Annotated in this window: 25 protein-coding genes; 18 read left to right on the top strand and 7 right to left on the bottom strand. The window is 41.8% G+C overall.

Translation table 11 applies throughout. The features are described 5' to 3' along the window. The first annotated feature begins 78 nt into the window (after positions 1-78). The 7 genes from xylA (at position 79) to BW976_RS03130 (ending at position 9,285) form a co-directional block, all read left to right on the top strand. Entirely contained in the window at positions 79-1,407 is a 1,329-nt protein-coding gene (gene xylA / locus BW976_RS03160; RefSeq protein ID WP_076370273.1) for a xylose isomerase, read from the top strand. A gap of 51 nt (positions 1,408-1,458) precedes the next feature. Then, positions 1,459-3,159 (top strand): sodium/sugar symporter, encoded by a 1,701-nt coding sequence (locus BW976_RS03155; RefSeq protein ID WP_076370655.1) that lies wholly within the window; start codon positions 1,459-1,461, stop codon positions 3,157-3,159. A 244-nt stretch (positions 3,160-3,403) separates the two neighbouring features. After that, on the top strand, positions 3,404-4,597 hold the full coding sequence (uxuA, locus tag BW976_RS03150) for a mannonate dehydratase (RefSeq protein ID WP_076370271.1): 1,194 nt from the start codon (positions 3,404-3,406) through the stop codon (positions 4,595-4,597). Between the two features lie 106 nt (positions 4,598-4,703). Continuing rightward, on the top strand, positions 4,704-6,113 hold the full coding sequence (uxaC, locus tag BW976_RS03145) for a glucuronate isomerase (protein WP_076370269.1): 1,410 nt from the start codon (positions 4,704-4,706) through the stop codon (positions 6,111-6,113). Position 6,114: 1 nt separating this feature from the next. Continuing rightward, positions 6,115-7,155, top strand: a complete 1,041-nt coding sequence (locus BW976_RS03140) for a sugar kinase (protein ID WP_076370267.1) — start codon at positions 6,115-6,117, stop codon at positions 7,153-7,155. Further along, on the top strand, positions 7,152-7,811 hold the full coding sequence (locus BW976_RS03135; RefSeq protein WP_175614029.1) for a beta/alpha barrel domain-containing protein: 660 nt from the start codon (positions 7,152-7,154) through the stop codon (positions 7,809-7,811). The genes BW976_RS03140 and BW976_RS03135 overlap by 4 nt, the downstream gene beginning before the upstream one ends. A gap of 184 nt (positions 7,812-7,995) precedes the next feature. Beyond that, positions 7,996-9,285 carry an MFS transporter gene (locus BW976_RS03130; RefSeq protein ID WP_076370263.1) on the top strand — a complete coding sequence of 430 codons (1,290 nt, stop codon included), beginning with the start codon at positions 7,996-7,998 and terminating at the stop codon, positions 9,283-9,285. 70 nt (positions 9,286-9,355) lie between these two features. On the opposite strand, the gene BW976_RS03125 is transcribed toward BW976_RS03130, so the two are convergent. Then, positions 9,356-9,589, bottom strand: a complete 234-nt coding sequence (locus BW976_RS03125; RefSeq protein ID WP_139332181.1) for a hypothetical protein — start codon at positions 9,587-9,589, stop codon at positions 9,356-9,358. A gap of 328 nt (positions 9,590-9,917) precedes the next feature. Here BW976_RS03125 and BW976_RS03120 point away from each other — a divergent pair, with 328 nt between their 5' ends. Both BW976_RS03120 and msrA read left to right on the top strand, forming a co-directional pair. Further along, positions 9,918-10,169, top strand: coding sequence for a DUF3820 family protein (locus tag BW976_RS03120; protein ID WP_076370259.1), 252 nt, complete (start codon positions 9,918-9,920; stop codon positions 10,167-10,169). A gap of 81 nt (positions 10,170-10,250) precedes the next feature. Then, entirely contained in the window at positions 10,251-10,895 is a 645-nt protein-coding gene (msrA, locus tag BW976_RS03115) for a peptide-methionine (S)-S-oxide reductase MsrA (protein ID WP_076370257.1), read from the top strand. Between the two features lie 93 nt (positions 10,896-10,988). On the opposite strand, the gene corA is transcribed toward msrA, so the two are convergent. Together corA and BW976_RS03105 are read right to left on the bottom strand one after the other, a co-directional pair. Further along, positions 10,989-12,113, bottom strand: a complete 1,125-nt coding sequence (gene corA, locus BW976_RS03110; protein ID WP_076370255.1) for a magnesium/cobalt transporter CorA — start codon at positions 12,111-12,113, stop codon at positions 10,989-10,991. Continuing rightward, positions 12,114-12,734 (bottom strand): WbqC family protein, encoded by a 621-nt coding sequence (locus BW976_RS03105; protein ID WP_076370253.1) that lies wholly within the window; start codon positions 12,732-12,734, stop codon positions 12,114-12,116. An 83-nt stretch (positions 12,735-12,817) separates the two neighbouring features. On the opposite strand from BW976_RS03105, the gene BW976_RS03100 reads away from it, so the two are divergent. Further along, on the top strand, positions 12,818-13,654 hold the full coding sequence (locus tag BW976_RS03100) for a lysophospholipid acyltransferase family protein (protein ID WP_245834609.1): 837 nt from the start codon (positions 12,818-12,820) through the stop codon (positions 13,652-13,654). After that, the gene (locus BW976_RS03095; RefSeq protein WP_076370249.1) at positions 13,651-14,736 is read left to right on the top strand and encodes a glycosyltransferase family 2 protein; all 1,086 of its coding nucleotides are present in this window, start codon (positions 13,651-13,653) and stop codon (positions 14,734-14,736) included. The genes BW976_RS03100 and BW976_RS03095 overlap by 4 nt, the downstream gene beginning before the upstream one ends. Here BW976_RS03095 and BW976_RS03090 read toward each other — a convergent pair. Then, positions 14,705-17,245, bottom strand: coding sequence for a mechanosensitive ion channel family protein (locus tag BW976_RS03090; protein WP_175614028.1), 2,541 nt, complete (start codon positions 17,243-17,245; stop codon positions 14,705-14,707). The two genes, BW976_RS03095 and BW976_RS03090, sit on opposite strands and share 32 nt — an antisense overlap. Before the next feature lie 81 nt (positions 17,246-17,326). Then, positions 17,327-17,746 (bottom strand): type II 3-dehydroquinate dehydratase, encoded by a 420-nt coding sequence (gene aroQ, locus BW976_RS03085; protein ID WP_076370245.1) that lies wholly within the window; start codon positions 17,744-17,746, stop codon positions 17,327-17,329. A gap of 40 nt (positions 17,747-17,786) precedes the next feature. Between aroQ and xerD the strand changes: the two genes are divergently transcribed. After that, positions 17,787-18,686 carry a site-specific tyrosine recombinase XerD gene (xerD, locus tag BW976_RS03080; protein ID WP_076370243.1) on the top strand — a complete coding sequence of 300 codons (900 nt, stop codon included), beginning with the start codon at positions 17,787-17,789 and terminating at the stop codon, positions 18,684-18,686. A 152-nt stretch (positions 18,687-18,838) separates the two neighbouring features. Further along, positions 18,839-19,177, top strand: a complete 339-nt coding sequence (locus BW976_RS03075) for an NAD(+)/NADH kinase (protein ID WP_076370241.1) — start codon at positions 18,839-18,841, stop codon at positions 19,175-19,177. A gap of 66 nt (positions 19,178-19,243) precedes the next feature. Here the strand turns inward: BW976_RS03075 and prmC are convergent, their stop codons facing one another. After that, positions 19,244-20,122 (bottom strand): peptide chain release factor N(5)-glutamine methyltransferase, encoded by an 879-nt coding sequence (gene prmC / locus BW976_RS03070; protein ID WP_084192041.1) that lies wholly within the window; start codon positions 20,120-20,122, stop codon positions 19,244-19,246. Positions 20,123-20,155: 33 nt separating this feature from the next. On the opposite strand from prmC, the gene ribD reads away from it, so the two are divergent. The 5 genes from ribD to bioB all read left to right on the top strand — a co-directional run bounded on the left by ribD (position 20,156) and on the right by bioB (position 25,627). After that, positions 20,156-21,202 (top strand): bifunctional diaminohydroxyphosphoribosylaminopyrimidine deaminase/5-amino-6-(5-phosphoribosylamino)uracil reductase RibD, encoded by a 1,047-nt coding sequence (ribD, locus tag BW976_RS03065; protein ID WP_076370239.1) that lies wholly within the window; start codon positions 20,156-20,158, stop codon positions 21,200-21,202. A gap of 117 nt (positions 21,203-21,319) precedes the next feature. Further along, entirely contained in the window at positions 21,320-22,201 is an 882-nt protein-coding gene (locus BW976_RS03060) for an EamA family transporter (protein WP_076370237.1), read from the top strand. Between the two features lie 93 nt (positions 22,202-22,294). Continuing rightward, positions 22,295-22,909 carry an IMPACT family protein gene (locus BW976_RS03055; RefSeq protein WP_076370235.1) on the top strand — a complete coding sequence of 205 codons (615 nt, stop codon included), beginning with the start codon at positions 22,295-22,297 and terminating at the stop codon, positions 22,907-22,909. A 159-nt stretch (positions 22,910-23,068) separates the two neighbouring features. Continuing rightward, positions 23,069-24,424, top strand: a complete 1,356-nt coding sequence (gene mgtE, locus BW976_RS03050) for a magnesium transporter (protein ID WP_076370233.1) — start codon at positions 23,069-23,071, stop codon at positions 24,422-24,424. Positions 24,425-24,625: 201 nt separating this feature from the next. Continuing rightward, a complete protein-coding gene (bioB, locus tag BW976_RS03045) occupies positions 24,626-25,627 on the top strand; it encodes a biotin synthase BioB (RefSeq protein ID WP_076370231.1) in 1,002 nt (333 codons plus the stop codon). Between the two features lie 206 nt (positions 25,628-25,833). Here bioB and BW976_RS03040 read toward each other — a convergent pair whose 3' ends face one another. Further along, complete coding sequence (locus tag BW976_RS03040; protein WP_076370229.1) at positions 25,834-26,325, bottom strand: YajQ family cyclic di-GMP-binding protein; 492 nt, start codon at positions 26,323-26,325, stop codon at positions 25,834-25,836. Positions 26,326-26,436 lie beyond the last annotated feature (111 nt).

The following is a 26,436-nucleotide window of genomic DNA, read 5'->3' as shown; positions in this document are numbered from 1 at the left end:
GCTAAAAAACAACAGATCAATAAGTCAAAATTAAAATACTCCCAAATTCACTAAATCAATAATCCAATAATTAAAAATATGAGCATCGTAACCGGAGAAAAACAGTTTTTTAAAGAAATAGGACAGATCAAGTTTGAAGGAACGCAATCAGATAATCCACTGGCTTTTAGGTGGTATGATGCGGATAGGGTAGTGGCCGGCAAATCCATGAAAGACCACTTGCGTTTTGCCTGTGCCTACTGGCATTCGTTCTGCGGTACAGGTGCCGATCCATTTGGCGGTCCAACCCACGTATTCCCATGGGATGCAAAAGCCGATGCGGTTGACCGTGCCAAAGATAAAATGGACGCCGCTTTTGAGTTCATCACCAAAATGAACCTGCCATACTACTGTTTTCATGATGTAGACGTGGTTGATTACGGTAATGATGTAAATGAAAACGACAGGCGTTTACAGGCTTTGGTAGAGTATGCCAAACAAAAACAAGCCGCAAGCGGTGTAAAACTGCTTTGGGGAACTTCAAACCTGTTCAGCCACAAAAGGTATATGAATGGCGCTTCCACCAATCCCGATTTTCATGTGCTGGCACACGCAGGCGCGCAGGTTAAAGCTGCTATTGATGCTACGATTGCTTTAGGCGGTGAGAACTATGTTTTCTGGGGTGGACGTGAAGGCTATATGAGCTTGCTGAACACCGACATGAAACGTGAGCAGGAGCATTTTGCCCGTTTTTTACATACAGCTAAAGATTATGCCCGTAAACAAGGCTTTAAAGGAGCTTTCTTTATTGAGCCAAAACCTTGCGAACCAACCAAACACCAGTATGATTTTGATGCGGCTACAGTATTGGGCTTTTTGCAGAAATATGATCTGATCAATGATTTTAAACTGAATTTGGAGGTGAATCACGCTACATTGGCAGGCCATACTTTCCAGCATGAACTGCAGGTAGCTGCCGATTCGGGATTATTAGGTTCGATGGATGCCAACCGCGGCGACAACCAGAACGGATGGGATACCGACCAGTTTCCGAACGACATTAACGAGGTAACCGAATGTATGCTGATCATCCTGGAAGCAGGTGGTTTCCAGGGGGGCGGTATAAATTTTGATGCCAAGATCCGTCGTAACTCAACCGATCCGGCCGATCTGTTCTATGCGCACATTGGTGGTATGGACATTTTTGCACGCGCTTTGGTTACTGCCGATAACATTTTGCAAAAATCAGATTATAAAAAGATCCGGAAAGAAAGATATGCTTCATTTGATACCGGTTCTGGTAACGATTTTGAAACAGGAAAGTTATCTTTAGAGGATTTGCGTAACTATGCCATCGCTAATGGTGAGCCTAAAACCATAAGCGGCAAACAAGAATATTTAGAAAATTTGATAAATCGCTATATATAGTTTATAATTGTCAATCTAACATATTAAACCAACTTAACCAAAACAATGAACCTGAAAACCCTCTCGTATGGCGATTATGCTGTATTTTTGATCTACTTTGTAATAGTCGCCAGTTATGGCTGGTGGGTATATAAGCGTAAACATAACGCCGATGCCACTTCAAAAGATTACTTTTTGGCCGAAGGGTCGCTAACCTGGTGGGCTATCGGTGCATCACTGATCGCTTCCAATATATCTGCCGAGCAGTTTATTGGAACCAGCGGATCGGCATTCAAGATGGGGTTGGCCATATCAACATACGAGTGGATGGCCGCAATTACACTGGTCATTGTAGCGGTATTCTTTATTCCGGTATATCTTAAAAATAAGATATTCACCATGCCACAGTTCCTGCACCAGCGGTATAATGGCACGGTAGCAATGGTGATGGCTATATTCTGGCTGTTACTTTACATCGTAGTTAACCTGATGTCGATACTATACCTGGGCGCCCTGGCTATCAGTGGGATATCTGGTCTGGATATTCATTTATGTATCTGGTTGCTGGCCATATTCTCTGTTATCATCACTCTTGGTGGGATGAAGGTTATTGGCTACACCGACGTTATTCAGGTAGCAGTGCTTATTTTAGGAGGTTTAATGGCTACTTACCTTGCATTAACGCTATTAAGTGAAAAAGAAGGTACAACAGGATTATTAAACGGATTTAAAATACTCCATTCTGAGGCTACCGATCATTTCCACATGATCTTCAAGAAGGATAACCCGAATTATATGGACTTACCGGGTTTATCGGTGCTAATTGGTGGTATGTGGATCACTAACCTGAACTATTGGGGTTGTAATCAATACATCACACAACGGGCCTTGGGCGCGAATTTGAAAACCGCCCGTGGTGGTATCCTTTTCGCGGCATTCCTCAAATTACTGATGCCAGTGATTGTGGTATTGCCGGGTATCGCAGCCTACTTGTTATACCAAAAAGGTATGTTCCACCAGGAAATGATGAGCTCATCAGGGGTATTAGATCCTAATAAAGCTTATCCATCCTTATTAAACTTATTGCCATCGGGCTTAAAAGGGCTTTCATTTGCTGCTTTAACAGCTGCTATTGTAGCTTCATTAGCCGGTAAAGCAAATAGTATAGCCACCATATTTACGCTGGATATCTACAAAAAGGCCATTAATCCGGCGGCAGATGACAAAAAGCTGGTTAATTTAGGTAAATGGTCTGTTGTGGTAGCTATGGTATTAGGTATCCTGTTATCAGAACTGATTGGTAAAGCGCTGATGGGCGAAGGTAAACAAGGCTTCCAGTACATTCAGGAATATACTGGCTTTGTATCACCGGGTATTTTTGCCATGTTCATCCTGGGTTTCTTCTGGAAAAAAGCGACTTCGAACGCAGCTATGTTCGCAACCGTAGGTGGGTTTATCATGTCATGTTTCTTTAAACTATTGCCACGTTTTGCCGATCTGAGCTTCCTGTCGCCTTATGGCTTCTCGAAACTGGCGTTACAGGACGATAAGGTTACCCAGCTTTATGAGATACCATTCCTTGACCGCATGGGCTTTGTATTCATCATTTGTATTGTTGGTATGTATATCATCTCTAAAATTGATGGTGCCCGTGGTATTAAAACCAATGGCCTGGAAATTGACGCATCTATGTTTAAAACATCCCGTGCCTTTACAGCTGGTGCATTGATAGTTACCGGTATTGTAGTGGCCCTTTACTCTATCTTCTGGTAGGAGTAATTTTCAACATAAAACAAAGGGCGGCGGATCTGAGGATTTGCCGCCCTTTTTGCTTAAATAGTTTCATCAATGGCTAAAACGATATATAATTTATTAAAACGTTAAAGGTATCTTGCTCAATAAACCCCGCATCCGAAAACGTTTGCGTGGATTTGTTGTGTTATCCCTTCCAACTTGTACAAAATGATGTGTAATTTGCCGGTCACAACAAACCTTTTATATACGATACCATCAATCCATGGTTACTAATTTAGAACAAACATTTCGCTGGTTTGGGCCTACCGATCCGGTTACATTAACAGCTATCAGGCAAACTGGTGCCACAGGCATTGTTACATCACTTTATCACATCCCAAGCGGAGAGGTGTGGAGCTTAGAAGAGATCAACCAACGCAAAAAGATCATTGAAGATGCCGGGCTTACCTGGTCGGTAGTGGAGAGTGTAAATATTCACGAGAGTATAAAAACAGCCTCGGCCGACAGGGATAAATATATTGCGAACTATGTCAATACGCTAAAAAATCTGTCTGTAGCTGGTATAAACACGGTATGTTATAATTTTATGCCTGTGCTCGATTGGACCCGTACCGATCTGGATTTCCTACTACCCAACAAGGGAACCGCACTAAGATATGATGCCAAAGCATTGGCTGCTTTTGATCTGTACATCCTGGAACGCGAAAGTGCCGAAAATGATTTTACCCCCGAACAGCAGCAAGCCGCAAGAAAATATTTAGACAGCATCAGTGCCGAAGAAAAAGCACAATTGATAGATAACCTGATGGCCGGTTTACCAGGTACCAACAAAGTATTGAGCATTCCAGAGTTTAAGGAGCATTTAAAACGCTACGCCAACACCGATGCCGTGGCTTTGAAAAACAATTTAGGTTATTTTCTGAAAGGTATCATTCCTGGTGCCGAAGCTGCCGGGGTAAAAATGTGTATCCACCCAGACGATCCGCCATTCCCGATATTGGGCTTGCCACGCGTGGTATCCACAGAGCAGGACCTGGCCGATGTGGTTAATTTTAGTCCATCGCCAAGTAATGGATTAACTTTTTGTACAGGCTCATTAGGAGCAAGGCCAGATAATGATCTGCCCGGTATAGTAGAAAGGCTAGGGGAGCATATCCACTTTTTGCATTTACGCAATGTACAACGTGAGGATGACGGCAGCTTTTACGAGGCCGAGCATTTGAACGGCAGTACAGATATGTACGCCGTGATGAAGAACATTGTTTTAGAACAGCAAAAACGCCAGCAAAATGGTCGTACAGATGTGGCCATACCCATGCGTCCGGATCACGGTCATAAATTGCTGGATGATTTTAACTATAAAACCTATCACGGGTATTCGGCTATTGGCAGGCTAAAAGGTCTCGCCGAACTGAGAGGGTTAGAAATGGGCGTTAAACGCTCGATAGCCCCCTAACCTTTATTTGATTTCGGAATTCGGATTCTCGATTTCGGATTTATTTAGAGTTTAGAATTTAGAGTTTAGAATTTAGAGTTTCGGATTTAGTGTTTAGAATTTAATAATGAAGAGTTTTTTAGATCAGGATTTTTTATTGAGTACCAAAACGGCGCAGCGACTGTACCATGAATATGCCAGCCAACTGCCTATTATTGATTATCACTGCCATTTACCGCCCGATCAGATAGCCCAGGATATCAATTTTAATAACCTGACGCATGCCTGGCTCTATGGTGATCATTATAAATGGCGCGCTATGCGTGCCAATGGCGTTAATGAAGCTTATATAACCGGTAATAAAACCGACCAGGAAAAGTTTGAGAAATGGGCCGAAACGGTACCGTACACCCTGCGTAACCCTTTGTATCACTGGACACACTTGGAATTACAGCGTTATTTTGGTATTCATGAACTGCTTTCGCCGGCGACTGCTCAGCAGATATATGACGAGTGTAATGCTAAATTGAAAACACCTGAGTTCAGTATCCGCAATATCCTGAAAGGCAAAAGCGTGGAGGTGGTTTGTACTACTGATGATCCATTGGATAATCTGGCTTTCCATCAACAAATTAAACAAGATGGCTTTCAGGTGAAAGTATTACCAGCTTTCAGACCGGATAAAGCTATGAATGCTGATGATCTGCAAGCCCTTAATCAGTATATCGATCAACTGCAAACCATCAGTAATGTTGATATTTCTGGCTACGGTGATTACTTAAAAGCATTAAAGAGCCGTCATGATTATTTCGCGGCAAATGGGTGCCAACTATCAGATCATGGTTTGTCACATATTTATGCTGATGATTATACGGAAGCGGAGATAATCACGATCTTTTTAAAGATCAGAAACAAAAAAGTATTGTTGCCGTTGGAAATATCCAAGTTCAAATCAGCCATGCTGTTTCAGTTTGCTCTTTGGGATCACGAAAAAGGCTGGGTGCAGCAATATCACCTGGGAGCTTTGCGTAACAACAATACACGCGGACTAACCAATTCAGGCACGGATACTGGCTGGGATTCCATCGGTGACTTTAAACAGGGCGAAGCTTTATCCAAATTTTTAAACAGGCTTGATGCTGATAACAGGCTGGCCAAAACGATATTGTATAACTTAAATCCGGCCGATAATGAACTATTTGCTGCTATGACGGGCAACTTTAACGATGGTTCTGTTGCTGGTAAGGTACAGTTTGGCTCGGCGTGGTGGTTTCTGGACCAAAAAGACGGGATGACCAAACAGCTGAACGCCCTGTCGAACATTGGACTGGTGAGCCGCATGGTAGGTATGCTTACCGACTCGCGCAGCTTTTTATCCTTCCCAAGGCATGAATATTTCCGCCGACTGGTTTGTAACCTGTTTGCTGATGATATCGAGAACGGTGAACTACCAAATGATATAGCATGGACAGGCAAGATTGTGCAGGATATCTGCTACAACAACGCTAAAAATTACTTTAATTTCGATAAACAGTAAAATGAGTAATCCTTTTGAAAACGGATCATCTAAAGGCAGTATACTTTCGTTTGGCGAACTACTGCTCCGGATATGTCCCGATGCCGGTGGTGAGTGGTTGCATGAAAACCAATTACCATTTTTTGTAGGGGGCGCCGAGCTGAATGTAGCCACAGCTTTAGCCTTGTGGGGACTTCCGTCAGCTTATTTTACAGCTTTACCAGATAACGCGCTATCCACACAGATACTTGATTACCTGCAGGATAAAAACGTTGATACAGCGCCGGTTTATATGGGCGGCGATAGGATAGGCTTGTATTATTTAACCCGGGGAAAGGATATCAAGAATAATGCATTGATATATGACCGTGCCAATTCTGCTTTTGCTGGTCTAAAACCAAGGCAGGTAGATTGGGACAAAGTGCTGAACGGTGTAAGCTGGTTTCACTTTAGCGCTATTTGCCCGGCTATCAGTCAGGATGTGGCCGACGTTTGTGTCGAGGTGTTGGAAGCGGCATCTGCCCGGAATATCACCATATCGGTGGATCTTAACTACCGGGCACGCCTTTGGCAATATGGTAAACAACCTATTGACGTAATGCCCCAACTGGTAAAATACGCCGACCTGATCATGGGCAACATATGGGCTGCCGAACGGATGCTTGACATTCCGGTTGAACCCAATGTAACCGAATCGGGCCAAAAGAGCATTTACCTGAAGGAAGCTCAAAAATCATCAGAAGCTATTATCGCGCAATTTCCAAAATGTAAGGCCGTAGCCAATACCTTCCGTTTTGACGCTGGTGAGGGGATTAACTACTACACTGCTTTGTACGATGGTGACAAGCTGCACAGTTCAAAACAATACGATACCGATAAGGTGGTAGATAAAGTAGGCAGCGGCGATTGTTTCATGGCCGGCCTTATCTATGGGTTTTACAGCAAGCTAAGTCCTTTGGAAACGTTGGAGTTTGCAACCTCAGCCGCTTATCAGAAATTATTTATCGAGGGTGATGCAACCAATAAAACGGTTCAACAAATAACAAACGCTATCAAATTATGAGTAAAAAAGATACAGTACTGAATGCTATACTAAGCCAGGGATCATTACCGCTTTTCTTTTATGAAGATGCACAGGTGAGCCTGGAGGTAACCCGAACCCTGTACAAAGCGGGTATCCGTGTATTTGAATATACCAATCGCGGCGCCGCGGCGCTGGCCAATTTTATCATATTAAAAAAGGCGCAGCAGGAAGAAATGCCCGACTTACAATTGGGTATAGGCACCATAAAAACAGCCGTGGAAGCAACCGCTTTTATAGCCGCTGGGGCTGATTTTATAGTAGCACCTGTGATAAACCCCGAGGTAGGGGCTATAGCCAAGCAGCATGATCTGTTATGGATACCCGGTTGTATGACGCCAACCGAAATTAATACCGCTCAACAGCATGGCGCGGCCTTGATAAAATTATTCCCGGCTAACATATTGGGGCCCGAATTTATGTCGTCCATAAAAGATCTGTTTGCGGGTCAGTTATTCATGCCAACAGGTGGGGTTGACTTGAATATCGACAGCATCAGCACCTGGTTCAGAGCCGGGGTTTGCGCAGTGGGTATGGGAAGTAAGCTCATCAGCAAAAAAGTATTGGATAATCGCTCATATGAGCAGTTATATACAGACACCATTAAATTAATGGAGCTGGTACAAGCCAGTAAATAAATAAAGTAGTATCAAGTAGTTAGTATCAAGTATCAAGACACATTGCGGCCTGGCTGTTTGTTGTAAATAAAAATAACAAAGTCCTGATACCCAATACCGATTACTTAATACTAAAAAACAAGGTCTTGATACTTGATACTAACTACTTGATACTAAATATTACAACCAATTAAAACCAATCATAATGAAAGAAACTAAAGTTGGCAACTACAGATGGGTAGTGGTTACCCTTCTATTTTTTGCAACTACTATAAACTATCTTGACCGGCAGGTTATTGGTTTATTGAAACCTGTGTTAGAAATTCAGTTTAAATGGACAGAAACCGACTATGGATATATTGTAATGGCTTTTTCGGCTGCTTATGCTATAGGATTACTCTTGTTTGGAAGTTTTATTGATAAGATAGGTACCAAGTTAGGTTATACCATATCATTAATAGTATGGAGCGTAGCGGCCATGCTTCATGCCATTGTTAAAAGCACATTTGGCTTTGGTGTGGTGCGTGCAGCTTTAGGTATAGGCGAATCGGGCAATTTTCCGGCTGCCATAAAGGTAGTAGCGGAGTGGTTTCCAAAAAAGGAACGTGCTTTGGCCACAGGTATATTTAACTCCGGTGCTAATATTGGTGCCGTAGTTGCCCCGGTAATGGTTCCATGGATATTGGGTATTTACGGATGGCAAATGGCCTTTATCATTACAGGAGCTATCGGTTTTATATGGCTTGTGTTCTGGTGGATATTTTATGAGATACCCTCAAAACATAAAAAAGTAAGTCCTGAGGAGTTTGCTTATATTCATAGTGATATTGAACCTTCTGCTGTTAAAGAAGAAGAAAGTAAAATAAAATGGGTACAGCTTTTTGGTATCAGGCAAACCTGGACCTTTGTAATAGGTAAGTTTTTAACAGACCCCATCTGGTGGTTCTTCCTGTTCTGGTTGCCATCTTATTTTTCAAGTACTTTTAACCTCGATCTGAAAAAACCAAGTCTGCCGTTGATATTGGTTTACACTGCAACCTCTATAGGTAGTATCGGTGGCGGGTATTTATCATCATACTTTATTAAAAAGGGCTGGCCGGTATTCAAGGCCCGTAAAACAGCGATGTTCATATTCGCCTTATGTGTATTGCCTATTATATCGGCTATGTATGCTACTAATATTTGGCAGGCTGTCGCCTTGATCAGCCTGGCTGCTGCTGCTCATCAGGCCTGGAGCGCTAATATCTTTACAACCGCGTCTGATATGTTCCCTAAACGTGCGCTTAGTTCGGTTGTAGGCATAGGCGGAATGGCCGGTTCTGTTGGCGGTATATTGTTCCCCTTTTTGGTGGGGCATATCCTGGAGTTTTATAAAGAATCCGGGCACCTTACTACTGGCTACAATATTATTTTCTTTATATGCGGCTGTGCTTATCTGCTGGCATGGTTCATCATGCACCTGCTTTCACCCAAAATGAAACCTGTCGATTTATAGAATAAGACCATCTATCAAGAAAAAGCCCCGGTGTATAATTAATACCGGGGCTTTTTTAATGCGTTTTTAATTAAAGTTTACTTTCAACCTGCTCGGCCAGTTCATCTATCCAGCTCGATAAATAGGGTTCTGTTCCCGTTAATCTGATCCACTCGCCATCGGAGTCTTTAGCTATAATGAGATGTAGCGTCCCATCAGTTGATTTAAACTCGTAGGCGTTACTGAAATTAGGATATGTAATTCCCTGCGCAATACCGTCAATCGAACTGTCGGTACCGGAGAGTGTTGCTTCAAATTGTTCCATAGTGTGTATTTTATTAACTAACACTGTTTTGTGCGTTTGTGTTTGTTTGTGCCTTGATAAACCTTTATTCCATGACATGGAATACTCGGTGCCAAGCTATGTAGTGTAAATCCATTATATTTCAACCCATTCGGGATCCCTTTCAGGCGATCATAAAGTGGGTTTACACATAAAACCACTTTATGATGATAAAATAAATTTAATTATTTGATTATCAAGTAATTGAATAAATGTCAACCATGAAAAGTGTAAACCATGTAAACCCACTTTTTAATAAAATGGCCGCCTGTTTAGGGGGTTTACTGATCGTGTTTACTACCTTTATCCTGTGGAAAATTTACAACCCGACCCGAAAATATTAATTGATATTGTACAAACACGGATGCCTTATGGAAAGTATAAAGGAACCATTATAGCCGACCTGCCTTCAAATTATTTGGAATGGATGGCCGGTAAGGGCTTTACCAAGGACAAGATGGGCATGCTGTTATCAACCACCTTCGAGATTAAAACCAATGGATTGAGCGATATTCTGTTAATGGTGAAAAAGTCACTCAGGCAAGCTGGTGGATACAGATAACCGGATTTATGGCTTATTAATGACCATCCGGTTGAAAGGTTCCGGACGTATATACGACTAAAGAGATAAAATCATTGTTGTATGAAAAAGTTGATCTTATATATCGCCGGAGTTTTTCTATTTGTTGGCTGCGCCGATGGACAGTCGTCTAATAAATTTGCTGCACTACCCAAGCCTAAAGCAGGTGAGTCGGTAGCCACTTTTGGCGGAGGATGTTTTTGGAGCATGAGCGAAGCTATGTCAGAGTTAAAAGGGGTTAATAAGGTTATATCCGGTTATGCCGGTGGGAATACTAAAAATCCTACTTACGAGGAAGTAAGCTCGCAAAGTACTAATCATGCCGAAACTGTGGATGTATTTTATGATCCTAAAGTGATTAGTTATAATCAATTGGCCGAAGCTTTCTTTTTTGCCCACGATCCAACCACACTAAATCGTCAAGGGCCTGATGAAGGTACCGATTATCGTTCCATCGCTTTTTACCATACGCCGGAAGAAAAGGGTATTTTGCTGGCCACTATCAAAAAGGTAAATGAGTCAAAACATTATAACAACCCGATAGTAACTCAGGTTGTACCATATGCTACTTTTTATCCCGCAGAAGCTTACCATCAGGGTTATTACAGAAGCCATCCCAACCAACCATATATAGTATCGGTATCGGAACCTAAAGTAATGAAATTCAGAAAAGCCATGGCTGCAGAATTGAAGCCTGAGTTTAAATAACCCTTTTATTTTGTCATTCTGAACGTAGTGAAGAATCTATTCTGCAATGTGCATGTCCAATAATAGATCCTTCACCAAGTTCAGGATGACAACTTACAACTTATTAAACCATCCCTTTTTCCAGAATACAAATACCTGTATAATAGCTATCGCGAACATGAGTACAATGGCGTAAACGTAGCCGTGCCGCCAATAAAGTTCGGGCATGTTATCGGGTATTACATGCCCCTTTTCATCCTGGCGGGCAAAATTCATCCCGTAAATACCGGCGATAAAAGTGAGTGGGATAAATATTACCGAGATAATGGTCAGCACCTTCATGATCTCGTTCATCCGGTTACTTACCATAGATAGGTATAGGTCGATAATGCTGGAGGTTACCTCTTTATAATTCTCAATCAGGTCCATCGCCTGTATACAATGGTCATAAGCATCGCGCAGGAACAATTTTACTTCTGAAGCGATTAAAGGGCTTTCCGAGCGGATCATATCGTTGATCTTGTCGCGCTCGGGCCAGCTTGCCCTGCGTATAATGATCAGGGTGCGCTTAATCTGCTGCGAGTTAAACATGATGCTTTTATCGGCACTGGCATAAACCTTATCCTCAATGGCGTCCAGTTTGTCGCCAATTACGGCAAGCAACATAAAATAATTATCAATAATGGTGTCAATAAGCGCATAGCACATGTAGCTGGGCCCAGCGGTGCGTATAGCACCTTTGCCAGCCTTAAGACGTGCCTTAACTGCTTCAAAATATTCTTCGTAGTCTTCTTCAAAACTAATGATCAGGTTATCTTTCAGAATGGCCGAAAACTGGTTGTTCACCAGCTCATCCTCGTTATTAAACCTAACCATGCGGCTGGTACAAAAGGCATAATCGGTATATTCATCAAATTTAGGGCGCTGGTGGGTATTGGCAATATCTTCCAGGACCAGCGGGTTAATATTCAGATATGTGCCTATCTCTTCAATCAATGTCGCATCGCCCAGACCATTAACCTTTATCCAATGGGTATGGTTATCACACTTTTTAAACTGATTTAAAATTACTTTGATATCATTCCCCTCCGAGGTTACCAATTCATCCTGGTTATAGGAAAACATGGCGATGTGCGGTTTTAGCGCGCCGTCGGGGATCACAATTGTTCCTGGGCGGTCGCCAACATTGCCCTGGTGCCTGCGTACTTTGTAGCGTACACGTTTTATCCTGTTGTCCATTTACAAATAATTAATGCTTTGAGGCCCCTGGTTAAATAACAGATCAACAATGCTCAAATTTTTCAGAAAGCCCTTACGATCTTCAAAAACCTGAAAATAAGGTTTTTGTTCCAGTTCTGTTTCTCTTTTTGGATGGATAGCAGCTCTCAGATCATCAATAGGCAAAGGATATTCAGAATGATATTCGTCGGTGTATTTGATGTCTGCTTTTATTTTAGTGAGTTTCAATAACAATTGCAAAAGTTCCTCACTATAATCAAAAAGAAAGGGTACCTGCTTTTGCTTTTCATAAAACGCGGCAAAGTCATCCTCATAATATTCAAAATAGGCAGACCGGCGGTAACAAGCACACAGGCCTTGCCAATGCAGGCGCTGCCATTCAAAATCGTAGCTGATCTTTACGTCTTTGATACGGGTATGATTTTTTGAACCTTTTATAACCGGAACGGTCAAGGTCAGCATACCATCTGGCGAGTAGATATTGGCCCGGTTACGATAAGTTTGTTTCGGGAAATGTTCTTCTCTTTCTATCAGAATATCAGGTTTATAAGTGTTTAACTTTACAAAATATTCAACTGGCGGAAGATAAAACATGGGGAACACAGCACCTTTTTCAATCATATATTTTATGTTTGTGTTCAAAATTGGTTAAAATAATGATAAAAAAAGGGTTTTTGAGGTTAGGTATATTTTTTTTATACCTCATGTCGCTGCTTCCCTTTTGGTTTTTGTACATCATATCTGATGTGTTGTTTGTTATTATCTATTACTTCGTGCGTTACCGCAGGGATGTAGTACAGCAAAACCTAGCCAATTCCTTTCCCGAAAAAACGGAAAAAGAACGCCACGATATCGAATTTAAATATTACCGCTACCTGGCCGACCTAATCGTAGAAACTATAAAAATGATCACGGTATCAGAAAAACAGATACGGAAAAGGGTAGTAGCTACCAACTCTGAGCTGGTACATGAATATTTTGCTAAAGGTAAAAGCATTATAGCGGTGGCAGGGCATTATTGCAACTGGGAGATGGCTGCGCTCAACTTTAATTTTGTAACTGATAAGAGGTTCATGATTGTGTATAAACCATTGTCAAACTTTACGTTCGATGAGTTTTTTATACAGGTACGTTCACGGTTTGGAGGGCAGCCAGTGGCTATGAAACAAACCATGCGTAAAATGGCCGAATACCGGAATGAACTAACCGTAAGTGTACTGGTTGGTGATCAAACCCCGGTAATGCACGAAGTAACTTACTTTACTAATTTTTTAAATCAACCTACTGCCGTATTTTTGGGCATCGAAAAAATATCAAAGGCAATTGATGCCGCTGTGGTATTTTACGATATGAAACGCGTAAAAAGAGGTTATTATACTTATACATTGGTTCCGTTAACTGAAAACCCGAAACAAACTGCTGAGCACGAAATAACTGATGCACATGTACGGTACCTGGAAGGCATGATCAGGCGGGAACCGCAATATTGGCTATGGTCGCACCGAAGGTGGAAGTTTAAGCCGGAGGACAAACATAAATGATCAACGCACCCAAAGTTGCTGTAGTTATATTAAACTGGAACGGCCTTAAATATCTTAAACAATTTTTACCATCGGTATTAGCTTCTTCCTGGCCGGGGTTGGAGATTGTGATAGGGGATAATGCTTCTACCGATGATTCCATTTCTTTTATAAAGGAAAACTACCCGGCTATCAGGATCATTCAAAACGATAAAAATTACGGTTTTACCGGCGGATATAACCGTATACTGAGCCAGGTTGATGCGGATTACTACATCCTGTTGAACTCAGATGTAGAGGTAACACCGGGTTGGATAGAACCTGTGATCGGTTTAATGGAAAGCGATGATCTGATTGCTGCTGCCGCGCCTAAATTATTATCATTCGCTCAAAAAGATCAGTTTGAACATGCCGGGGCTGCAGGTGGCTTTATAGACAGTTTTGGTTACCCGTTTTGCCGTGGCCGCATGTTTTACGAGCTGGAGCACGATCTGGGACAGTATGAACAATCGGGTGAGGTATTTTGGGCATCGGGAGCATCCTTATTCATCAAAAAGAAATATTGGGACGAGGCTGGCGGCTTTGATGAACACTTTTTTGCCCACATGGAAGAAATTGATCTGTGCTGGCGATTAAAAAATATGGGCTATAAGGTAATGTACTGCGCACAATCAACCATATATCACGTTGGTGGCGGTACACTTAATGCCGAAAACCCATTTAAAACCTATCTTAATTTTAGGAATAACCTGTTGCTGTTGAAAAAGAATCTGCCTTTTTGGCGAGCCATGTTTGTAATTAGCGTGCGCTTTTGTATGGACTTGTTGGCTATATTCCGCTTCCTGGCTGAAGGCAAACGCAAAGATGCCTGGGCCGTAAGCCGTGCCCATCAGAACTTTGTTTTGGGCCTTTTCGGGATACATGTTTCCGGGTACGGTGTTAAAGACCTCGGTAACGGCGAGAACAAGCTGTCGCCCAGGACCCATAAATCAAAACGTATTGTTCATAATTTAAAGGGTATGTACAAAAGCAGTATTGTATGGGCGTTTTTTGTTAAAAAGAAAACCAGGTTTACAGACCTTGATCAGGCCGATTTGATTTAATAACATCCGTCTTTGTTTCTTTTGCCGGCTTCTTTTGCTCTTTAACAAGATTAATAACATTACTATCCTGCGGTAATAATAAATGCACATCCTGTTGAGGGAATGGTATTTCGATGCCTTCTTTATTAAATGTATCGTAAATATCAGTTAATATCTGGCTTTTAAGTCCCACCCAGGTGTTGATGTCCGCAGCCCAGAAAAGTACTCTGAAATCAACCGAACTTTCACTCAGGTTATGCAGAAATACCGATGGTTCAGGTATTTGCATAATGTCATCATGTGCATTCAGCACGCCTTTTAATAGGCCTTTTACTTTTTCAATATTTGTTCCATAGGCTACGCCAACAATAAGCTCTACGCGGCGGTTGTTGTTACTCAACGTCCAGTTAATTACATGGTGTGAAATGAGATCGCCGTTGGGGATAATCACCTCGGCTCCATCGGCCGTCGCAATTTTACTTGCCCGTATACCTATGTCCAATATGGTTCCCGACCGGCTGTCTACCTCAATAATATCACCCACTTGTATCGGTTTTTCAAAGGCTAATATCAATCCGGAAACCAGGTTGTTCACAATATTTTGCAAACCAAAACCAATACCGATACCAAAGGCACTGATGATGATGGTTATTTTATCAATAGGTACACCCGATGCTGCAACTGCCAGGAAAAATCCAACGGCAATTACCCCTATGCGGATCAATAAGGTGGAAGTACGATTTTTCTTTTTCAGCACATCCATATCGTGTTTGTGCTTGGCAGATACATCATACAGGTAACTGACAATCTTGGAGGTAATGGACGATAACCAGATCACCGCGATAAAGATGATAACACTCTGAAAGGTGAACACCGTATTGGTGCCACCAATGCTGCGGTTGGTGGTTAAAAATGCTTCAATATGGTCAAATACGGAATCCTCAACACTCAGGTTTTGAGTAAGCATCACCACCCATAACAGGCTCACTAAAACAGTAAGCACACTCCTGAACTTGTTTTTGAGTAATTGAAAGTCAATGTATGAGCTAAAATTAGTACTGTTCTTACTGGCTTCAAGCTGTAAAAATAAAGCCTCCATAAATATTTGTACAATATAGTACATGGCCATTGCCAGCCATAGGTTATGCACGGCTGTTACACCAATTATTTTGGCCAGGCTAAAACGACCAAAAACATTACAGATAAACGAAGCAAATTGTAGCGCAATAAAAATTTTTAGTACGATACCGGTATGCGGTAAAAAATCTTCGGGTGTTTTGCGTACGGCTGGTAACAGCCTTATACTGATAAAGGCTGAAGCTAGTCCAAGTATCAGCACCGCGATCCTATCAGCATTGGTTACTTGTATAAATAAATTGCTGATACAATAAATATTGGTGATGATAAACAGCTGCAGCAAATAATTGAATAATGGTTTTGGACAGGTTTTTTTGGATATGTATAGTATAGCTGCTATCAGGATAACAAAAAAAGTTTCTAGTACTACCACGGGCGGGTGATCATAAAAATTAGGAACCAGGGTAAAAGCAACGATAACTGAGGAGGTTATCGGGTAGCTGGTTACATAATTGGCCTGGTTAAAAACGCCTTCAGGCGCGTCATTGGTTTTAAGTATTTTTTTTCGACTGGAATAGACCCAGGCTAAAAAGCCCAATAAAACTAATAAGCCGGCAAGATGCGTCAAGATATCGCGGCCGATAAAAAAGCTGAAAAGCTTGGAGTTCATGATGGCAGTTTTTGAAAGTGCCTCGCTAAAGTCACTGCCTTCGCTGGCTTTCATGCTCCAGATATCGCTATATTCGGCTGATAATGCCTTCTCGCCAAAGTCTCTTATTTTCTGATCTATCTGGTCTTTAAGGTCAAGTACGGATATGTATACCGACGAGGTGCGGTTTTGCAGTAACCCGATTTTTACCATCAGCTTTTTGTTAACTGTATCCAACCGATGGTATTTACTGTCGATAGCTATTTTTTGGATCAGAAAAGTTGTAGCCAGCGAACTATCCGATGGTAAAATCTTCAAAGTGCTATCCTTTGATATAGCGTTCAGGTCGGTTTGATTTTGGATCATTTTGGAGTTGATATCAGCAAGCTGATCCTGCCATCCATCCAACTGATCGCCCAGGCGGGTTAAAACATCCCGTATGGTAAATAAATAACGTAATGTGCTCGATTTATCATCATCGATCAATGATTTGATGATGCCTACACTTTTTTCATACCGGGGTAATTGCGCGCTGATATCAACGGTGTCGATCTTTTTAGAAAGATTGGCCTTGATTTGGTTAAAAGCGGAGGTATAGTATTCAACCTTTTGCAACAAGTTGTTGGTTGATGTATCAGATCTTTTAAGTGAACGCAACAGAGAGTCGCGCGACAGGATAGATGCACGGAGTGAATCTCTTTTAGAGCGGGTCTTTTTCTTTTTGGTTTGAGCCAGCGCATCCACACCAGAAAAAAGTGTGATGAACAACAAGAGATAAGTGGTAACTTTTATTATTTTATGCATCGGGATAAATACGCTAAACGCCATGGTTAAACACTTTATTTTAAAAAGCGTTTTATCATTATGATAATAAATATACGCAAATTACCCGTTTGTCAGATTTTCAATGGCCAGTCGGTAGGAGTCCATCCCAAAACCAGCTATTACGCCTTTGCAGCTAGCTGCCAGCATTGACCGATGCCTGAATTCCTCGCGTTTGTGAACATTGGAAATATGTACTTCTATAACCGGTGTGTTAATGGCTGCAATAGCATCAGCAATAGCTATAGATGTGTGGGTGTATGCGCCGGCATTCAGTACAATTCCATCGTACGAAAAACCAATTTCGTGTAGTTTGTTTATAATTTCGCCCTCAACATTACTTTGGTAATAATTAATAGTGATGTTTGCATAGCGCTTGCGTAGGCTGTCAAGATAAGTTTCAAAGCTGGCATCGCCATAAATTGACTTTTCGCGTACACCAAGCAGGTTTAAATTAGGGCCGTTTATAATTTGTATATTCATTAGCTCAAACTTAACCATAAATCATTAAAACTAAAATCAATTGGAGTGGCGTTCGGCAATAAAAGGTTTTCAGGCCTATTTGAAGTTAGAAAAATCGTTGGCCGATAACTCTATCGAGTCATACAGCCGCGATATAGAAAAGTTATCCCAGTTTGCCGATGCCCAGCAAACCCAATTGAAGCCGGAAACCATTACTTTAAGCGATTTACGATTATTTATTGCCTGGGTAAATGAACTGGGCATGATCCCATCATCGCAGGCCAGGATACTGTCAGGCATCAAGGCTTTTTACAAATACCTACTGATGGAGGACATCATCAAAACAGATCCATCAGAATTACTGGAGTCGCCCCGGATACAACGTAAACTACCCGATACCCTGAGCTACCAGGATATCAACAGGCTCATAGCAGCTATTGACCTGTCCAAACCCGAAGGCGCCCGTAATAAAGCTATATTAGAAACACTGTATGGCAGCGGTCTGCGCGTGTCGGAGCTGACTGAGCTTAAACTCTCAAACCTGTACCTGGATATTGAATTTATAAAAGTGACCGGTAAAGGGAGTAAAGAACGTTTAGTACCCATAGGTGCCGAAGCCATAAAAGCGCTTAAAATGTGGATTGAACACGTGAGGGTTCATGTCGCTATTAAAAAAGGCGAAGAAGATATCGTTTTCCTGAACCGACGGGGAACGCGCTTAAGTCGGGTTTATATTTTTCTGCTGATCAAAGAACTAGCCGGGCGCATTGGACTGAATAAAGCTATCAGTCCGCACACTTTCCGGCACTCTTTTGCCACGCACCTGGTAGAAGGAGGAGCCGATTTACGGGCCGTACAGGAAATGCTGGGGCATGAAAGCATAACAACTACCGAAATATATACGCATCTTGACCGTGAATACCTGAAAAGTACTATCAGTCAGTTTCATCCGCGTAGTTGATCAAGAAAAAAATACTGCCAGGTGGTATGGTAATTCCCCGATTGTGGCGGAATTTGCCCAGCTTGTTTTGTGAAATTTAATTAACACACATGATACTGAGTTTAAGTAAGTTTCGGCATTTGAGTTGTTATGGTTAATTAAAGATTAATAACATGTTAGATTATATAGATGAATTAAATGAGCTAAAAGAGTTGTTTGACGATTTGGGTAACTATTCGAAAATTAATGCATACATGCTTCAGGTACTTTTAGAGCGCTATGATGGCGTGGTTGAACAATTATATTGTATTAATGATCAGGTGTTCCGGTCTTCGGTAGCTACAATTATAGAAGCCGAAAATGAATTGAGTGTTTTGATGAACGACGAATTACCATCAGTAAAAAAGAAATTGATATTTGAGATAAATAAATTTAAACTCAAGATAGCAGTTAACAGTGATCTGAGCAGGTACGGGCATTATAAAATGATCCAGCAGATCAACTACAACTAAGTATCCCTAATTAACTGTTACTAAATAAACAACCAGCGTTATTTCTGGTTAACAAGCCGCTGCCACTTATATGGTCGCGGCTTTTATCATTCTGTCCCGACCGCTCATGTCCTGTTTTAAAACAATGTCGGTAAAACCCTTTTTTTGAAGCATTTCAACAGTCTGATTGCCGTAATTTTCGTTGATCTCAAAAAATAATAAGCCTTTGGTAGGCAGCTTGAGCAAAGCAAAATCGGCGATAGCGTTATAAAATAATAAGGGATCATTCTCTGGTACAAACAAAGCGCTGTGTGGCTCATGATCCGTTACGTTGGTATGCATCTGTTGCTTGTCATGAGGTGTAACATATGGCGGATTACTGACTATTAAATTATACATGTTGAATTTGGAGTCTTGAGCCCGCCAATCCAAAATATCACTATGAACAAAATGAACCTCAACCTGATTTAATACTGCGTTATCCTTTGCGGTTTGTAGTGCGGGCTCAGATATATCAACTGCCGAAACATTTGCATTAGGCAGGTTCTTTTTTAAGCTGATAGCGATGCAACCACTGCCTGTACCGATATCAAGTATGGCTCCCTCAAATTGGTCACTATTTTGGGCAAAGTGCCCGCCACAAACAGATAATATCCATTCCACCAATTCCTCGGTTTCGGGGCGGGGGATAAGCACCGAAGGGCTTACTTTAAAAGGTAAACCGTAAAATTCCGTTTCGCCTAAAATGTACTGTACCGGTTCGCCAGTTTGCAACCGGGTGAGTATAGTTTTTAGCACTTCGCTTTGTTCCGTACTTAATTCCCGCTCGGGGAATGCTTTAATAGATGCCTTTGATAGCTTGCTTATTTCGCTGATGACCAATAAAGTAAGAGCTTCCATCTCCGTACTGTCGTAAATATTGTTCAGCTGTTTGTAATCTTCAAAAACATCCTTTATTGTAATCATGCAACAAAGTAACATAAAAGCTACTTTTGCAGCATGCTTAAACATGAAAAATATATGCAGCGCTGCCTGGAACTTGCCCAACTGGGTGCTGGGCAGGTAAGTCCAAACCCAATGGTTGGGGCGGTTGTAGTTCATGATGATAAAATAATAGGCGAGGGCTATCACCAAAAATATGGCCAGGCCCATGCCGAAGTGAATGCCATTGCCCAGGTAACCTCGCGGTTTGATAATGCTGCCGAGTTGTTAAAACAATCTATCATATATGTTTCGCTAGAGCCATGCGCGCATTACGGCAAAACCCCGCCTTGTGCCGATCTGATCATCAAACACCAGATACCGGTAGTGGTGGTGGGCTGTCGAGATACCTTTGAACAGGTTGACGGCAAGGGTATCGCTAAATTAAAAGCAGCAGGCATCGAGGTAATAGCGGATGTGCTGGAAAAAGAATGCCAATGGCTTAACCGCCGTTTTTTTACACGGATACAAAAACACCGGCCATATATTATATTAAAATGGGCGCAGACCACCGATGGTTTTTTCGCCCCTGATGATAATAGCCAGCTTTGGATCACCGGTGAAGAATCGCGCAGACTGGTGCACAAATGGCGAAGTGAAGAGGATGCTATACTGATAGGTAAAAACACGGCAGCCATTGACAATCCAAAGCTTAATGTGCGCTACTGGGAGGGTAAATCGCCTAAGCGGGTAGTAATAGATAGACGGCTGGAGTTAAATAAAGATCTGAATGTATTTGACCAATCGGTCGAAACATTCCTATTTAATGAGGTTAAATTTGACGTGGACGGCAAAAATAAGTACATAGCCCTGGAAGATTTTGACCGTTATGTACCCCAGTATATTTTATATCAGTTATACCTGCAGGATATCCAGTCGGTTATTATTGAAGGTGGCGCCCGCACGTTGGAAAGTTTTATAGAAGCTGGTCTTTGGGACGAAGCCCGCATATTCACCGGGAAAACTGTTTTAAAAAAGGGTATAAAAGCCCCGCAAATAACAGGTATAATTGCAGAAGAATTATCATCGGGCAATGACCGCCTGCAGATAGTACATACTATTTAAGTGTCAAGTAGCTAGTATCAAGTACCACGACCAGAAAAGTACGGTCGTGAAAACTAGATGCTTAATTGATGAAAAATCTTGATACTTGATACTAACTACTTGATACCAATTATAATAATGCTCTACGTTTTTTTAAGTATTTGCTGCAGCGTTGTAGTTTCTGTGTTATTGAAACTGGCCAAGCGCTATCACATAGATGTATTTCAGGCCATCACCTGGAACTACTCTATGGCTATATTGCTTACCTGGATATTTTTTAAACCGCAGCTCATCATCAGTTTTGAGGATGCACCAATTTATAACTACATAGCGCTTGGTATCTTATTTCCCTCGCTGTTTGTTATCATGGCCTCGTCGATACGGCTTGCAGGTATTGTACGTACCGATGTAGCGCAGCGGCTATCGCTATTCATTCCCATTTTCGCAGCATTTTTTATATTCAATGAGGCTAAGGATACCGTGAAGATCATTGGTATAGTATTGGCCTTTATTGCCATTATATGCTCCATACCCTGGCAAAAGGCCTCACGTGATAAGGCTGCCAAAATCTCCTGGATCTATTTACTCATTGTTTTTTTAGGTTTTGGAATTATTGATGTGCTTTTGAAACAGATAACCAAGATTAATAAAGTGCCATTTACCTCGGCTATTTTTGTGATATTTATACTGGCCTTTGCCTTATCCATGATCGGACTTATTTACCAGGTAGCTACCAAAAAAACAAAATTTTCCTGGCCGCATATTCTTATTGGGTGGATACTGGGAGTAGCGAATTTTGGCAATATCCTGTTCTACTTAAAGGCTCATCAGGCTTTGGCCAATAGTCCTTCGGCCGTATTCTCATCCATGAACATTGGTGTAATTATAGCGGGAACTTTTATCGGGATATTCATATTTAAAGAAAAACTAAGCACGCTGAACAAAATTGGTATAGTGGTGGCTGTGCTGGCCATTGTGATCATTTATTTCCCGCAAACACTGGGGTTTCTTAATTTGTGAATTACTGAGTTAGTGATTTTTATCCTCTGACCCGTAAAAAAATAAAGATGGCATTAGCTTTTAGCTTTCCGCCTTCTGCTTTTAGTTTAAAAAATGCTTTTTGACGATACTTACAAAACGATTGAACAACCAACTGAAGGCATATTCCGCGATCGCGGAAGCAAATTCCTGGCTTATGCTTATCCTATCAATTCCGAGAACGATATCAAGGGCATTGTAGCCAATTTGAAAGCAGAACATCCGAAAGCCAATCATCATTGCTGGGCCATGCGTTTAAGTATCGACAGATCGGTGTTCAGGGTTAACGATGATGGTGAACCTTCGGGTACTGCCGGTCGGCCCATACTCAATACATTGCTATCACGCGATCTGACCAATATATTAGTGGTAGTTGTGCGCTACTTTGGCGGTACCTTGTTGGGTGTACCCGGTTTAATAAATGCTTACAAAGGCGCTACTGAAGAGGCATTGAACCAGGCAGCCATCATTCATAAAACCGTGAACGATATTTATACCATTACGTTTGATTATCTGCAAATGAATGATGTGATGCGCATCATCAAAGATGATAACCTGAATATACTCAGCCAGCAATTTGATAATGACTGCCGCATACAGGTTTCCATCCGCAAAACCCAGGTAGAGCAAACCTTATTTAAAATAAGTAAGGTAAATGGGGCTGTCGCGAAATATGATCACAGTTTGTGATGGGACTATGGGATTTTAGGATGATGAGAATATGGGATTTGAATATAGTACCATTAATTGCTTCCTATAATCTAAAAGTCCTATAGTCCAAACATCTCATGATCCCAAAGTCATTTTTAATACTCTTTTTGTGGCATAAATGATTATTTTAGTCGGAATATGCAATCTTTTGAAATCGATAAAACCGACCTGCTCCGCATTAAAGCCGCTCTGGAAAGTGATGATGTTGAGTTAGAGAAAGTTCTGCAGGGATACCACGCCTCTGAGATTGCTATACTGTTTGAGAAACTTCCGCAGGAGGCTAAAGAACGCATCATCAATATCCTGCCCACTGACATCGCATCGGAAGTGATTTCGGAAATGGATGAGGAGCACCACCCCGAAGAACTTTTGGTGAGCCTTGATCCGGAAAAACGTACCGAGATCGTTGAAGAGCTGGACTATGACGATGCTACTGACATTATCTCGCAGTTGGATGAAGAGCAGCAGCATGAGATCCTGAAAGATATTGACCAGGAGGATGCCAGCAGCATCCGCGCCTTGCTCAGTTATGCAGAGGATACAGCGGGTGGTTTGATGAACTCCGAGGTTATCCGGGTAAATATTAACCTGGATAAAAAGGACGCGCTCGACGAGATCATCCATCAATCGGAAGAGATGGAGGAACTATATACCATTTATGTAATTGATGATGCAGCTACATTGAAAGGTATATTATCTATAAAAACACTTATTAAAGCAAAGGCGGATGCGCGGATCAGCGACCTGGTACAAACAACCTTTGTATATGTAAAAGCCGATGTTGACCAGGAAGAGGTGGCCCGTTTAATATCGCAATATAATCTTACCAGTATCCCGGTAGTTGATGAACATATGAAACTGCTGGGCCGTGTTACGGTGGATGATATCATCGACGTAATGGAGGAAGAAAATACCGAAGATATTTTGAAAATATCGGGTGTATCTGAGGATGAAGAGTTGAGCGGTAACTGGAAAGATGCGGTAAAAAGCCGTTTACCCTGGTTGGTGATCAATCTGGGTACCGCGTTCCTGGCAGCATCCATCATCCGTGATTTTGATTCTACAGTGGCCAAGCTTTCCATTATTTCGGCCTATATGACCATTATTGCAGGGATGGGCGGCAACGCGGCAACACAAGCCCTGGCGGTAACGGTAAGGCGTATTTCATTAAACGATCTGAGCGATAAACAAGCCTACAATACGGTGCTGAAAGAGTTTTTGGTAGGCATGATCAATGGCGCGGCTAATGGTTTGATCGTTTTTGCAGTGGCTTTTTTTTACGATGCCAATCCCATGCTGGGCCTGGTATTGTTTTTAGCCATGACGGGCAACCTGATCATCGCCGGCTTAACAGGCGCGTCTATCCCGCTGATATTAAAGCGGGTAGGGATCGATCCGGCGGTGGCATCATCCATCATCATTACCACATTTACAGATTGCATAGGCTTTTTATTACCGCTTTGGCTGGCCACAAAGCTTTTGTTGCACCACTAAATTAATTATTGAATTAGTGATTATGGAAGTATCTGTTATTTAGATGGTTATTAGGTTTTTTAGACGGGATTAAAGACTATAGTTAAGATCTTGTTAATTCTTTAATTCTGTAAATTCTGATTCAAGACAATAAATCGCTAAATCACTAATTCACTAAATCACTAATTATTATAAATTTGAACCATCAAAATTTGAAACAGAATGACTGAGGTAAAATACAACTGGACTAAAGAAGAAATAGCTGAAATATACCATACCCCGCTGCTTGACCTTGTTTACAAGGCCGCAACTATACACCGCGAAAATAAGGACTATGCCGAAGTGCAGATCAGTTCGCTGATCTCGATAAAAACCGGTGGCTGCTCCGAAGATTGCGCGTATTGCCCACAGGCTGCACGTTACAATACCGGTGTTGATGTACACGCCATAATGCCTAAAGACGAAGTGATTGCCGCGGCCGAAAAAGCCAAAGCTGGCGGTGCTTCGCGCTTATGTATGGGCGCTGCCTGGCGAGAAGTTCGTGACAACCGCGACTTTGACAAGGTAATTGACATGGTAAAAGCCGTTAACTCCCTGGATATGGAAGTTTGCTGTACCCTGGGAATGCTTACCGAGAGCCAGGCGCAACGTTTGGCTGATGCGGGCCTGTACGCCTATAATCATAATTTGGATACATCTGAAGAAGATTACAAGCGTATTATTACCACCCGTACTTATGACGAACGTCTGCAAACGTTGGAGCATGTACGTAAAGCTAAAATTACTGTATGCAGTGGTGGTATCATCGGTCTTGGCGAAACAGTGGAAGATCGTATCTCTATGCTCAAAACATTATCAAACCTGCCTAAACACCCGGAATCAGTACCAATCAACGCACTGGTACCCGTTCAAGGTACGCCACTGGCCGATCAGCCGAGGGTATCTGTTTGGGATATGGTGCGCATGATAGCTACTACCCGTATCATTATGCCAAAAACGGTAGTACGCTTGTCGGCTGGCCGCACCGAGATGAGTGTGGTTGAGCAGGCTTTCTGCTTTATGGCCGGGGCCAACTCTATTTTCGCTGGTGAAAAATTATTGACCACGCCAAACCCATCATTTGATACCGATATGGCGATGTTTGAATTGCTGGGCTTATCGCCACGCAAGGCTTTCAAAAATGGCCGCCCTAATGAAGTTAAAGAAGTTGAAGTAGCTGGGTAAAACCTGTTAATCAAATAACATAGAAAGAGAAAGAGCCGCAATTTGCGGCTCTTTCTCTTTTATAAATACTTTAAAACGTATGTCATTGCGTAGCGTGGCAATCTCCTGTTGCAAATTACGCATACCAAGCAGTCTGCATGCCCTGATGAGATTGCTTCGTGCCTCGCAATGACATATTTTATTAAGGAGGAGGACTTGTATATTAATTAATCCCTCATATTAATAAACTGCAGCGGCTGGCCAAAATCATCACTACGGCACAGGCTGATCACTGCTTGCAGATCATCAATTTTTTTGCCTTGCACGCGTACCTGATCATCCATAATGGAAGCCTGTACTTTAAGGCCGCTGTCCTTGATCTTTTTAACAATCTTTTTGGCTGCCTCTTTATCAATGCCTTCCTTTACTTTAATCTCCTTTCGTATCATATTGCCGGATGCATATTGTTCTTTGCCAAAATCCAGGGCGTTGGAGTCCAGGTGTTGTTTCACCATACGGCTGATAATGGAATCCTGGATAGCTTTTAAACGCATATCGTTTTCGGTAACAATGGTGATCTCGTTGGTTTTTTTATCCAGGTCGATAGTGCTTTTTGAATCGTTAAAGTCGTAACGGTTCAATATTTCTTTTTTTGCGGTATTGATAGCGTTGTCAAGCGTTTGTCCGTCTATCTTGCTTACTATATCAAATGTTGGCATAAGTAAATAGTTTTATAAATGTTCACAAAACTAATGTATTGTTAAGATAGTTCATAGTTAATAGTTCATGGATGATAGTTCATAGTATCTAAATTTATGTTTATAGCTGAT

Origin of the sequence: Mucilaginibacter lappiensis (assembly GCF_900155965.1) — a bacterium.
GTDB lineage: Bacteria > Bacteroidota > Bacteroidia > Sphingobacteriales > Sphingobacteriaceae > Mucilaginibacter > Mucilaginibacter lappiensis.
This window is presented reverse-complemented; position numbering and strand designations above follow the sequence as displayed.

What these genes read in the sequence shown, in the direction of transcription:
- BW976_RS03055 (WP_076370235.1), top strand. Translation starts at nt 22,295, where the DNA reads ATGCTTTTTGACGATACTTACAAAACGATTGAACAACCAACTGAAGGC.
- aroQ (WP_076370245.1), bottom strand. Translation starts at nt 17,746, where the DNA reads ATGAATATACAAATTATAAACGGCCCTAATTTAAACCTGCTTGGTGTA.
- msrA (WP_076370257.1), top strand. Translation starts at nt 10,251, where the DNA reads ATGAAAAAGTTGATCTTATATATCGCCGGAGTTTTTCTATTTGTTGGC.
- mgtE (WP_076370233.1), top strand. Translation starts at nt 23,069, where the DNA reads ATGCAATCTTTTGAAATCGATAAAACCGACCTGCTCCGCATTAAAGCC.
- xylA (WP_076370273.1), top strand. Translation starts at nt 79, where the DNA reads ATGAGCATCGTAACCGGAGAAAAACAGTTTTTTAAAGAAATAGGACAG.
- BW976_RS03140 (WP_076370267.1), top strand. Translation starts at nt 6,115, where the DNA reads ATGAGTAATCCTTTTGAAAACGGATCATCTAAAGGCAGTATACTTTCG.
- prmC (WP_084192041.1), bottom strand. Translation starts at nt 20,122, where the DNA reads ATGATTACAATAAAGGATGTTTTTGAAGATTACAAACAGCTGAACAAT.
- uxuA (WP_076370271.1), top strand. Translation starts at nt 3,404, where the DNA reads ATGGTTACTAATTTAGAACAAACATTTCGCTGGTTTGGGCCTACCGAT.
- uxaC (WP_076370269.1), top strand. Translation starts at nt 4,704, where the DNA reads ATGAAGAGTTTTTTAGATCAGGATTTTTTATTGAGTACCAAAACGGCG.
- BW976_RS03100 (WP_245834609.1), top strand. Translation starts at nt 12,818, where the DNA reads ATGTCGCTGCTTCCCTTTTGGTTTTTGTACATCATATCTGATGTGTTG.
- BW976_RS03125 (WP_139332181.1), bottom strand. Translation starts at nt 9,589, where the DNA reads ATGGAACAATTTGAAGCAACACTCTCCGGTACCGACAGTTCGATTGAC.
- corA (WP_076370255.1), bottom strand. Translation starts at nt 12,113, where the DNA reads ATGGACAACAGGATAAAACGTGTACGCTACAAAGTACGCAGGCACCAG.
- BW976_RS03090 (WP_175614028.1), bottom strand. Translation starts at nt 17,245, where the DNA reads ATGCATAAAATAATAAAAGTTACCACTTATCTCTTGTTGTTCATCACA.
- BW976_RS03040 (WP_076370229.1), bottom strand. Translation starts at nt 26,325, where the DNA reads ATGCCAACATTTGATATAGTAAGCAAGATAGACGGACAAACGCTTGAC.
- BW976_RS03130 (WP_076370263.1), top strand. Translation starts at nt 7,996, where the DNA reads ATGAAAGAAACTAAAGTTGGCAACTACAGATGGGTAGTGGTTACCCTT.
- BW976_RS03135 (WP_175614029.1), top strand. Translation starts at nt 7,152, where the DNA reads ATGAGTAAAAAAGATACAGTACTGAATGCTATACTAAGCCAGGGATCA.
- BW976_RS03105 (WP_076370253.1), bottom strand. Translation starts at nt 12,734, where the DNA reads ATGATTGAAAAAGGTGCTGTGTTCCCCATGTTTTATCTTCCGCCAGTT.
- bioB (WP_076370231.1), top strand. Translation starts at nt 24,626, where the DNA reads ATGACTGAGGTAAAATACAACTGGACTAAAGAAGAAATAGCTGAAATA.
- BW976_RS03075 (WP_076370241.1), top strand. Translation starts at nt 18,839, where the DNA reads ATGTTAGATTATATAGATGAATTAAATGAGCTAAAAGAGTTGTTTGAC.
- BW976_RS03095 (WP_076370249.1), top strand. Translation starts at nt 13,651, where the DNA reads ATGATCAACGCACCCAAAGTTGCTGTAGTTATATTAAACTGGAACGGC.
- BW976_RS03060 (WP_076370237.1), top strand. Translation starts at nt 21,320, where the DNA reads ATGCTCTACGTTTTTTTAAGTATTTGCTGCAGCGTTGTAGTTTCTGTG.
- ribD (WP_076370239.1), top strand. Translation starts at nt 20,156, where the DNA reads ATGCTTAAACATGAAAAATATATGCAGCGCTGCCTGGAACTTGCCCAA.